The following is a 10,537-nucleotide window of genomic DNA, read 5'->3' as shown; positions in this document are numbered from 1 at the left end:
AACCAGCGATACGCGGTCTGCGGATGCACGCCCTGCGCCTTCGCCCATTCCGTCAGATTCACACTCTGACAACGACACTCACTCATACATGGTCATGCTCACCTACTCGACTTCGACGCCCAGCAGGTGAAGACCCCCTGACCTTCGGTTCCGGGCCGGTCATGGCGCCGGCCGGTCGCCGCCGCTCGGAGCGTGGCTGAGGTCGACGACGCAGAAGATGTTGCCGTCCGGGTCGGCGAGGACGACGAAGTCCGGGTCGGGCGGGTAGAGGTCCCAGTCGACGGCCCGCGCACCGAGACCGATCAGCCGCCGTACCTCGGCCCGCTGTTCCTCCGCCGTGTCCGTGAACAGGTCCAGGTGGAGCCGGGGGTGCGGCTCGGCCGGTGATTCGCTGCGCAGCAGGCCGAGGGCCCGCCCCGAGCCGTCGGGGTGGTCGAGCGTTCGCCACGTCTCGCTCTTCCGCTCCTCGGAGGCGACCAGGTTCAGAGCAGCCGTCCAGAACGCCACCGCGCGGGGCACGTCCGCGACGCCGATGACGGGGAAGCCGAGTCTCAGCATGGGCCGAGCCTACATACCGGACGAACCCGTGACCCGGTGACCGTCACGAAAACGGACGGTGCGCACGCCGGTAGTTGCGGCCGTCGCAGTGCGGGCAGCACGGGCGGGCGGCCGACGTACTCCCCCGAGATACGCCTGCTGCCGTCGGCCGTACGGTGCGCTCGGCCGGTGGACCGCGCCCCCGCTCCGCTCCCGGCCCTCGCCCGGCCGGGGAGCGGCGTACCGTCAGTGCCCGTCCGGCCCCCGGCGGTTGCGCGCGGTACCCGGCGCCACCGGACCCCGGCCCACGGTGCGGCGGCCGGACACCGGGCGCACGGCCCTCGGCAGCGAGGGGTCACCGCCCGGTCAGCCGGCAACGGCCGACCGGGCGGGAGCAGGTTGCGGTCTGCCGAGGTCGGCCGCGTGCTCGACTTCCGCGAACGCGGCGGCCGGCACCTCCTCGACCAGGCGCCGCGGCGGGCGCGTGGAGACGGGGGACGCGGCGGGCGGCGGGGCGGTGACGGCCGTCGGGAGCGTGAACCAGACGACCTTGCCGGACTCGCCGTCGGGCCGGGCGCCCCAGCTCTCGCTCATCGCGGCCACCATGGAGAGCCCACGTCCGCAGGTCGCGAGCGGTTCGGCGTCGTCCACCACGGGCAGACGCGGATCGTGGTCGCGCACGGAGACGGTGAGCCGGTCCAGGATCAGCTCTATCTCCACGGTGCACGTCTTGTCGGGCCGGGCATGCAGGTGGACGTTGGTCAACAACTCCGTCACGCCGAGCGCGGCCCGGTCGATCAGGGAATCCATATGCCAGTAGCGCAATTGCGCAGATACGATTCTGCGGACCTGGCCGATCCGCGACGGCAGGGCTTGGAGCTCCACCGTGCAGTGTCTGCTTGGGTGACTGATCACGGCTGCGACTCCCCGACATAGAGGTCCGGAAGAACACGGAGTTCGGATCCAGCAGGGCGCACGCGGCGCATCGCCGCCTGCTGTCATGGCCGGCGGGCTGGTTCGCAGCGTTATCGCCGGTAAACCCAGAGTGACGTGAGACCAGCGTGACGCAAGGGGTGGGGCACCGCAACTTACGGACATTTCATACGCGGTGTCCGGCCGCCCTGCGCACCGCTTCGATGAAACGGCGAGCCGCGGGCGGACCCGGCTCGCCCGGCGCGGGGTCCCGCTCACCGAGGGTCAGCAGGTACCGCTTGCCGTTGAGGTCGGCGAGGGCGCGGTCCTGAGGGGCGAACCAGGGACGGGAGGCGCGCACCGCCTGCACCGGAGCGCTGTCGATCTCGCTGCCGTAGCTGGTGAGCAACTCCAGCCTGCCACCCCTGATCCGGACCGTTCCGGCCCGGGTGAGTGAGCGCAGCCGCTTGCCGATCCGCACCCCTGTGGCCCTGAACTCCGGCTCCGCCATGCCGTCGCCCCCTCGCGCCCGTCGGTTGCCGGGACCGTACACCTCGGTGCTCCCGGTACCGGCTCGTGTCGTGCTCCAGTGTGCGCCCGCGGCGGGAACCCGGTCCCGCCCGCTGGCAGTCTGCCCGCACCGCGCGCCGAGCACCAGTACGCGCCGCCCCTTTCCGGAGGCGACCGGAGCACTCGCCCGAATGCGCCCCCACCGGGCCGAGGGCCGGCCCCCACGGGTGCCTTTGGGTCGCCCAAAGGTGTGTTTATGCAGGTGAGAGGCGTGTGGAAGGTGCTTATGATCGAGGCGCCGACCGCGCGACACGCAGCCGGCGCGCAGCGTAAGGAGCCCCGTCGTGAGCACCCCCCAGCAGACCCGCACCGGCGCCACCCTCGACGTCGACCACAGTGACACCGCGTACCGCACCTGGCTGAAAGAAGCCGTCCGCAAGGTGCAGGCCGACGCCAACCGCTCGGCCGACACCCACCTGCTCCTCTTTCCACTGCCCGAGCGGTGGGGCATCGACCTGTACCTGAAGGACGAGTCGACCCACCCCACGGGCAGCCTGAAGCACCGGCTCGCCCGCTCGCTCTTCCTCTACGGTCTGTGCAACGGCTGGATCCGGCCGGACCGCCCGGTGATCGAGGCGTCCAGCGGCTCGACGGCCGTCTCCGAGGCGTACTTCGCGAAGCTGATCGGCGTGCCCTTCATCGCCGTCATGCCGCGCACGACCAGCGCCGAGAAGATCCGCCTGATCGAGTTCCACGGCGGGCGGTGCCACTTCGTGGACGATTCCCGCCGGATGTACGAGGAGTCCGCCCGCCTCGCGGTCGAGACCGGCGGCCACTACATGGACCAGTTCACCTACGCGGAACGGGCCACGGACTGGCGGGGCAACAACAACATCGCCGAGTCGATCTTCCGGCAGCTGCGGCTGGAGCGGTTCCCCGAACCGGCGTGGATCGTCGCCACGGCCGGCACCGGAGGCACCTCGGCGACCCTCGCGCGCTACGTCCACTACATGCAGTACGACACCCGCGTCTGCGTCGCCGACCCGGAGAACTCCTGCTTCTTCGAGGGCTGGACCACCGGCGATCCGGACGTCACCTGCGACTGCGGTTCCCGGATCGAGGGCATCGGCAGGCCCCGTATGGAACCGAGCTTCGTACCCGGCGCGATCGACCGCATGATGAAGGTGCCGGACGCGGCGAGCGTGGCGGCCGTCCGGGCCCTGGAACAGGCCGTCGGCCGCAAGGCGGGCGGCTCCACGGGCACCGGACTGTGGAGCGCGTTGAAGATCGTCGCCGAGATGGTGGCCGTGGGACGCCGGGGCAGCGTGGTGACGCTGCTGTGCGACCCGGGGGACCGGTACCTCGACAAGTACTACTCGGACACCTGGCTCGCCGAACAGGGCCTCGACATCGGGCCGTACACGGCGGCGATCGAGTCCCTGCTGCACACGGGCGCCTGGCCCGGCTGACCCCGGGCGGAGAGGCGTGGGCCGCGCGCTACGGGCGGCTGAGCCGCCGGTCCAGCGAGATGACCGCGTCCCGGAAGGCCCGCCCCAGGCCCGGACGCGCGCGGCCCAGCACGAAACGGAACGGCGCCGTACCGTCCGCCGCGAACGTCCACCGCACGCGCGTGCCGGTCCCGGCCGGCGCGAGCCGCCATTCCTCGGCCATGGCCCGGGCGCCGGGCGCATTGGTGACGTCCACGCGGTAGGCGTACACCTCGGGCCGCTCGGACGTCAGCACCGTCTCCACGAAGCGCGTACCGCCCTTCAGCCGGATCTCGCGCCCCGCCCGCTCGCCGATGGGCCGGGCGAACGTCACCGCCGAGAACCAGGCGGTCCACCCCGGCACGTCCTCGGCCAGCGCGCGGAAGACCGCATCCGGAGCCGCGGAGACCTCCCGTGCGAAGACCAGGCGGACCGGAGCCGCCTCGACGAAGTCGAGACCCACCGGACGCAGACGGTGAGCCATGGGCACCACACCCTTGAACGAGGCCGCGTACGCGGACGATCGGTCGGGAGGCGCCACGATAGCCGGGGTCGCGCCGGGTGTCAGCGGGGGCCAGGGGCCGGGCAGCGGCGTCCGCCGAGGTCAGTCCGTCGTCTCCGGCTCGCCCGCCACGACCAGCCCCAGGTGTTCCGCGATCTCCGCGCGGGCGTCCGCCGGCAGGCCCGCATCGGTCACCAGCGTGTCGACCTGCTCCAGCGTCGCGAACGAACTCAGGCCCACGACACCCCACTTGGTGTGGTCGGCGACCACGACGACACGCCGTGCGGACTGCACCAGCCGCCGATTCGTCTCGGCCTCCGCGAGGTTCGGCGTCGACAGGCCGGCCTCGGCCGATATCCCGTGCACGCCGAGGAACAGCACGTCGAAGTGGAGCGTCGCGATCGCCTGGTCGGCGACCGGCCCCACCAGCGAGTCCGAGGGAGTGCGCACACCGCCGGTGAGCACCACCGTGGCCGCACCCTGCCGGGCCCCCGAAGTGCGCTGCGCCACGTGGAACACGTCGGCCACCCGCACCGAGTTGGTGACCACCGTCAGATCCGGCACGTCCACCAGCCGGTGCGCCAGCGCGTACGTGGTCGTACCGCCCGACAAGGCGATCGCCGCACCCGGCGCGACCAGTTCCGCCGCGGCCCGCGCGATGTCCTCCTTGGCGGTCGGCTCCAGGCCCGACTTGGCCTCGAACCCGGGCTCGTGCGTGCTCGCCTCGACCACCGGGACCGCGCCGCCGTGCACCTTCTCCAGCACGCCCTGCCGGGCCAGCGCGTCGAGATCGCGACGGACCGTCATGTCCGACACGCCGAGCTTCCGGGTCAGCTCGTTGACCCGGACTCCGCCCCGGCGGCGTACCTCGTCGAGGATCAGGGCGCGCCGCTGCTCCGCGAGGAGGTTCGGATTCTCACTCACGTACGCTTCGGTCCTTTCGCCGCGAAACCGCCCGACACGCCCGGCGCACTCGCTCCGAATGGGAACCCTCCCGGCTCCCGGTGCGCGGACGTCCCATCCTCGCACGCCCGGCCATGAGCCGCGCCACCACCTGCCTGCCGCGCTCATGTCATTCCAGGCTCGTCCCGGTGTCACCTGTGACACGGTTCGGGGAGATTCCGTGCCGAGGGGTGTACGACGTTCCCTCAGCGGAGATCCTTGTGCCCGCACGGGCAGAGCCGACGGGGCGTCACGGGGGAGTGCGGACAGTGGGACAGGCGAAGGAACGGACCGGGACGGGCGGACAGGACGCCCCCGGACCGTGCGACGGGAGTGACCTGGGAGACCCGAGCTACCGGAGAGACGGGAGCGACCGGAGAGACGGGAGCGACTGGAGCTACTGGAAAGACGGGAGTGACGGGAAAGACGGGAGTGACGGAAACGACGGGAGAACAGGCACCGCCCTGGAACTCCTGGTGCACGGAGTGGGCGGCACGACCCCCGCCGAGATGCTGGACGACCCGCGGACCGTACGGATCACCGGCGACCACGTCGCGGCCGTCTTCCGGCGCACCGAGGACGCCGACGCCGAGTCCCGGCCCGAGGACTACCGGGGACGGCCGGTGCCCGAGGCCTACGTCTGGTGCAACCTCACCTCCGGCAACGGCTCCCGCGCCCTGTGGCTGCTGCTCCTGCCGTTCATGGTGGTCAACCTCGCCCACTGGATGCGGCCCACCGCACACGGCCGGACCCGGACGGTCCGCCTCTACGGGCTGCTGGTGCGGCTCGTGGGCCTGACCATGACGGTGCTGCTGGTCGCCGCGGCCTGCGAGGTCGCGCTCGACCTCGTCGCCTGGCAGTGCGCGGGGGCACGTGCGTGTGCCGAGCGGCACTCCTGGCTGGGCTTCCTGTCCCCGGGGATGTCGGACGGAGGCTGGTGGAGCACGCCCGGCCGCAGGCTCGCCCTGGCGGCCTTGGTGCCCGCCGCGCTCACCGCCCTGCTGTGGTACCTGTCGCTGCGCACCTGGCGGGCGTACGAGTCCCAGCAGCCGATGGACCGCGAGCTCGGCCACGAGGAGGACCCGGCCCGCACCGCCCTCGGCCGGCCCGGGTTCTGGTACGGGCGCCGTCTGGTGGCCCGGCTGCGTGCCGCCCACACCGCCGCCGCCCTGCTGACCGTCGCCACGGCCGTCGGCGTGCCGGCCGCCCGCTTCGACCGCCGGCCGGGCGGGCCGGCGCTGCTCGACGCGCTGGGATGGATCCTGGAAGCCGCGCTGGTCGTCGGGGCGGTCGCCGTGGCCGCGGTGGTCTGCCGCCGGGGCCGCAGCGAGAACCGTCTCGACCGGGAACTCGACGAGCGCCTCGTGCGGCGCCTGCCGCTCGCCGCCCTCGTCCTGTTCGTCCTCGCCCTGCTGTACGGCGGCTGGGCCCGTCCCCAGTGGTCGTCGGCCGGCCGGCTGCCGGGGGACACGGCCTTCGGCGGCATCGTCACGGTGCAGGGCCTGCTGGTCATCGCCCTCGCCGTGGTCGCCCACGTGCTGTACCGCAGCCTCCCCGACGCCCGCGTCGCGATCCGTGGCCTCGGCGGCCCCGCCGTCGCCATGCTCGCCTGCGCGCTGGGCGGCGTGATGTCCGGCGGCGTCGCCCAGCGCGTGTCGGACTGGCTGGACGGCACCGGAACGTCCATCGACGGACCACCCGTCCTGCTGACCTGGCAGGCGTCCGTCATCCCGCCACTGCTCGTCCTCGTCCTGCTGCTCTGCGCCGCGCTCGCCCGGCACACCTGGCGACTCGCCCGCGCCGAACGGGACGCCGTGGAGGGCGACCACCCCGGCGAGGCCGGGGACCCGGGACGCACCCGGCGCATCGCGCTCACCCGCGCCCTGGCCACCCTCACCGACCGGGCCCCCCTCCTCGTCGCCATCACGTCCGCCGCCACCCTGCTGCTGGGCGCCGGAGCCCTGGTGGGCGCCCTGACGACCGACCAGGTGCCCGGCGACGCCGCGCGCGGGACGTACGCCGTCGTGCACGGTGCCGCACAGACGGCGCAGGCACTGGGCTCCTGGCTCATCGGCCTCGGTTTCATACTGTTCGTCACCTGGGGCAGGCGTGCCTACAAGGACGCCTCCGCGCGGCGCACCATCGGCATCCTGTGGGACGTCGGCACGTTCTGGCCGCGCGCCGCCCACCCCTTCGCACCGCCCTGCTACGCCGAGCGCGCGGTGCCCGACCTCACCTGGCGGATGGCGACCTGGACCCGTGCCACCGGCGGGCGGCTGGTCATCTCCGGGCACTCGCAGGGCAGCGTCCTCGCCGCCTCGGCGGCCTGGCAGCTGGAGCCGTCGGCCCGCAAACGGGTCGCCCTGCTCACCTACGGATCCCCGCTGGAGCGGCTGTACGGCCGCTGGTTCCCGGCCCACTTCGGCCCGGCCGCACTCGGCTCGCTGCACGAGGAGGTCGACTGCTGGCGCAACCTGTACCGGCGCACCGACCCCATCGGCGGTCCGATGCGGCTGCCCGGCCACTCGGGCCCCGCGGTGGACCGCGCACCCCTCAAGGACCCGCTCACCTACGGCCGTACCGAACTCCACCCACTGCCCGCGCCGATCCTGGGCCACTCCGACTATCAGGCCGACCCGGCCTTCGCCGAGGAACGGCAGCGTCTGCTGGCCCGGCTGCGCCCGGAGGTACCCGAACCGCGGCACACCGGCCGGCGGTGAGCGGCCCGACTCGAGGCGCACGTCGCGACCGGAGGCCGTAGGCGGGCCGAGCCCACCGGCGGCTGTGTCCCGCGACCTCGGCGGCCGGTGCGGCGCGTGGGCACCCGCCTCTCCGGCCAGTGCCAAAGGTTCCTGGTGGTCAGAACGGTCAGTCCGGGTGCCGGCCCCCCGCCGCGACGCAGGAGCCGGATCCGGATGCGGCACGACTGGCCACGTCAACGCCCTGAGGCCGCGTCACCGGAGCGGCCCGCCCGCCGATGACGACCCCGCTCGTCGACCCGCGCCCGCCTGGCGCGGCGAGCCGTTCGGCGACGTCGTCGAACCGGGCGGCGGGACCGCGGTGGCGTCTTCGGCGGGCCCGACGGGTGGGCGGGGCATCTCGACGCCGGGGGCGCACACCCGCGTGAGCGGCCTGGTCCGGCGCGCATACCGTCACCGGGGAACAGAGAACGGGCCAAGGACTGCCCCACGCTGCGGCAGGGCCGGCTACCGCAGCTCCGGCAGGTCCTCGGCGTAGAGCAGCGTCAGGTCGTCCGTGCTGGGGTCGGCCACCTGGGCGACCCGGCTCGCGTGCCGTTCCACCATCGCCTCGAAGGTCTGGCGGGCGGTGCGGCCGTTGCCGAAGGCCGGGCCCTTGGGGATCGCCGTGAAGTACTCCGTCAGCGCCTCGGCCGCGCCCGGCGCCAGCCGGTACTCGTGCTCGTCGGCCTGCTGCTCCACGATCCGCAGCAGCTCCTCGGGTGCGTAGTCGCCGAAGGTGATGGTCCGTGAGAACCGGGACGCCACTCCGGGGTTGACGGACAGGAAACGCTCCATCTCCGCCGTGTACCCCGCGACGATCACCACGACCGAGTCCCGCTGGTCCTCCATCAGCTTCACCAGCGTGTCGATGGCCTCCTTGCCGAAGTCCCGGCCCGCGTCCTCGGGGGACAGCGCGTACGCCTCGTCGATGAACAGCACGCCGCCGTGCGCCCGCTGGAACGCCTCCTGGGTACGGATCGCCGTGGAGCCGATGTGCTCACCGACCAGGTCCACCCGCGACACCTCGACGAGGTGGCCCTTGTCCAGGACGCCGAGGGACGCGAGGATCTCTCCGTAAAGGCGGGCGACCGTCGTCTTGCCGGTGCCCGGGGAGCCGGTGAAGACCAGGTGGCGCTTGACCGACGCGGCCTTCAGACCCGCCTGCTGCCGGCGCCGGCCCACCTCGATCATGTCGGTCAGCGCCCGCACCTCGCGCTTGACGCTGTCCAGGCCGACCAGCGCGTCCAGTTCGCCGAGGACGGCCTTCGAGGTACGCGTCGGTTCCCTCGGCCCGCCGTCCGCGATCAGGGGCTCCTGCTCGGTGCTGCGCTGCCCGGGGATGGAGCCCAGCAGGCCGGGGGACTGGCTCACCGTCTGCACCACCGGTCCCGGCGCGGCGGGCGGCGTCAGACCGCCGCTCTCGTCGCCGGCACAGTCCTCGACGATCGGGCCGGAGTCGTACGCCGTGTCCGGGCCGCCGTCCGCGAACTCGTACCCGCCGCGTGCGCAGCGCTCCGTACGGCACTTGCGCAGCGTCGTACGGCAGCCGTCTATCACATGGAAGCCGTAGCCGGCGCTGCCGGTCACGCGGCAGTTCAGGAAGCTGCCGCGGCCTCCGGCCGACACGTAGACCCCCGCCTCCGAGGGGGAATCGACCGTGCAGCGCTCGATGGTGGGGTCGGCGCCCTTGGTGACGATCACGCCGGTGCGGTTGCCGTCCAGGGTGCAGTTGTTCAGGGTGCCGCCGCTGCCGTGGTCGCGGAACCACGCGCCCGTGGCCGCGTCCCGGATGCGGCAGTCGTCGAGCTGTGCGGTGGCGCCGTCGCTCACCGACACGGCCGTGTTGCGCACCTGGGACAGGTCGCTGTCGACGACGTCCGCGCGCGAGCCGCGGTCCAGGACGAACAGCGCGTCCGGCACGTCGTGCACCCGGCAGGAGTCGAGCACCGCGGTGGCGCCGTCGCTGACCCAGACGGCCGGGTAGTCGCCCGTGCTGTCGAAGATCTCGCACTGGTTGGCGTCCACCCGCGTGCCCGGATCCCACACCGACAGGCCGTTGCGCCCGAACTGCCGCACGATGGTGCGGGTCAGGGTGAGAACGGAACGGGAGCGCAGGTCGACCGCGTTCTCGGGGATCTCGTGGATGCGGCAGTCGGCGAGCGTGAGTACCGCGTCCGTGTCGAGCGTGACGCCGTCGCCGGTGGTGCGGTGCACGTCGCAGTCGGTCATGTGGGCGGTGGCCCGGCCGGTGACCTGCACGCCACTGCCCCGCACCTCGTAGACCTCGCAGCCCACGGCCTCCAGCGAGGACCCCTCGCCCGTCGCCGTCAGGCCGGAACCCGCCGCGTGGTGGACCCGGCAGCGCACCAGCCGGGGATGGGCGCCCGAGCGCACCGCGACGCCCGCCTGACCGGCCGAGACGATCTCGCACTCCTCGAACACACCGCCCCCGCCGTCGAGGACGGCGATGCCGACACCGGCCGGATTGTCGACGGTGCAACGCCGCACCGTCGGCCGCGCGCTGCCGCGCACCTCTATCCCGGACGCGGAACGCGTGACCACCCGCAGCCCCAGCAGCTCCGGCGTGCCCTCCTCGACGAGCACCGCGGGCGCCGCCGCGTCCTGGCCCTCCACGTGCAGGTCCTGGACCACCGCCGAGGCGCGCACGGTCAACGGGACGCCGTCGACGGGCGCGATCCGGACGGAGCCCTGGGAGCCCTCGGGGCCGCGCAGGGTCACCGCCCGCTGGACGACGAGGTTCTCCCGGTAGGTCCCGGGGGCGATGGTGAGGACGTCACCGTCGGCCGCGGCCTCCAGGGCGGCGGCGAGCGATGCGTACTCACCCGTGCGGCGCCGCCACCGCGAGGTGCCGGTGTGCGTCACCTGGACCGTGCCCTGTGCCATGG

The 10,537-nt window shown here is 73.1% G+C and carries 8 protein-coding genes; 2 read left to right on the top strand and 6 right to left on the bottom strand.

The window, feature by feature from the left end:
- Positions 1-159 precede the first annotated feature (159 nt).
- The 3 genes from ACZ7G3_RS34370 to ACZ7G3_RS34360 form a co-directional block, all read right to left on the bottom strand.
- Positions 160-558 carry a VOC family protein gene (locus tag ACZ7G3_RS34370; RefSeq protein ID WP_426556751.1) on the bottom strand — a complete coding sequence of 133 codons (399 nt, stop codon included), beginning with the start codon at positions 556-558 and terminating at the stop codon, positions 160-162.
- Positions 559-903: 345 nt separating this feature from the next.
- Complete coding sequence (locus ACZ7G3_RS34365) at positions 904-1,452, bottom strand: ATP-binding protein (RefSeq protein WP_470930447.1); 549 nt, start codon at positions 1,450-1,452, stop codon at positions 904-906.
- A gap of 184 nt (positions 1,453-1,636) precedes the next feature.
- On the bottom strand, positions 1,637-1,960 hold the full coding sequence (locus ACZ7G3_RS34360) for a hypothetical protein (RefSeq protein WP_426601718.1): 324 nt from the start codon (positions 1,958-1,960) through the stop codon (positions 1,637-1,639).
- 343 nt (positions 1,961-2,303) lie between these two features.
- On the opposite strand from ACZ7G3_RS34360, the gene cds1 reads away from it, so the two are divergent.
- Positions 2,304-3,428, top strand: a complete 1,125-nt coding sequence (gene cds1 / locus ACZ7G3_RS34355; RefSeq protein ID WP_470930445.1) for an L-cysteine desulfhydrase Cds1 — start codon at positions 2,304-2,306, stop codon at positions 3,426-3,428.
- Positions 3,429-3,456: 28 nt separating this feature from the next.
- Here cds1 and ACZ7G3_RS34350 read toward each other — a convergent pair whose 3' ends face one another.
- Positions 3,457-3,930: an SRPBCC family protein gene (locus ACZ7G3_RS34350; RefSeq protein ID WP_470930443.1), complete on the bottom strand. Its 474-nt coding sequence runs from the start codon at positions 3,928-3,930 to the stop codon at positions 3,457-3,459.
- Between the two features lie 120 nt (positions 3,931-4,050).
- Complete coding sequence (locus tag ACZ7G3_RS34345) at positions 4,051-4,872, bottom strand: DeoR/GlpR family DNA-binding transcription regulator (RefSeq protein WP_426601715.1); 822 nt, start codon at positions 4,870-4,872, stop codon at positions 4,051-4,053.
- 482 nt (positions 4,873-5,354) lie between these two features.
- On the opposite strand from ACZ7G3_RS34345, the gene ACZ7G3_RS34340 reads away from it, so the two are divergent.
- Positions 5,355-7,610 (top strand): hypothetical protein, encoded by a 2,256-nt coding sequence (locus ACZ7G3_RS34340; protein WP_470930452.1) that lies wholly within the window; start codon positions 5,355-5,357, stop codon positions 7,608-7,610.
- A 486-nt stretch (positions 7,611-8,096) separates the two neighbouring features.
- Here the strand turns inward: ACZ7G3_RS34340 and ACZ7G3_RS34335 are convergent, their stop codons facing one another.
- Positions 8,097-10,535, bottom strand: a complete 2,439-nt coding sequence (locus ACZ7G3_RS34335) for a right-handed parallel beta-helix repeat-containing protein (protein WP_470930441.1) — start codon at positions 10,533-10,535, stop codon at positions 8,097-8,099.
- Positions 10,536-10,537: the final 2 nt, after the last annotated feature.

This window comes from Streptomyces sp. NPDC037271 (genome assembly GCF_055603605.1).
Note: the sequence above shows the minus strand (reverse complement) of the source record. Positions and strands in the feature narration are given on the sequence as shown.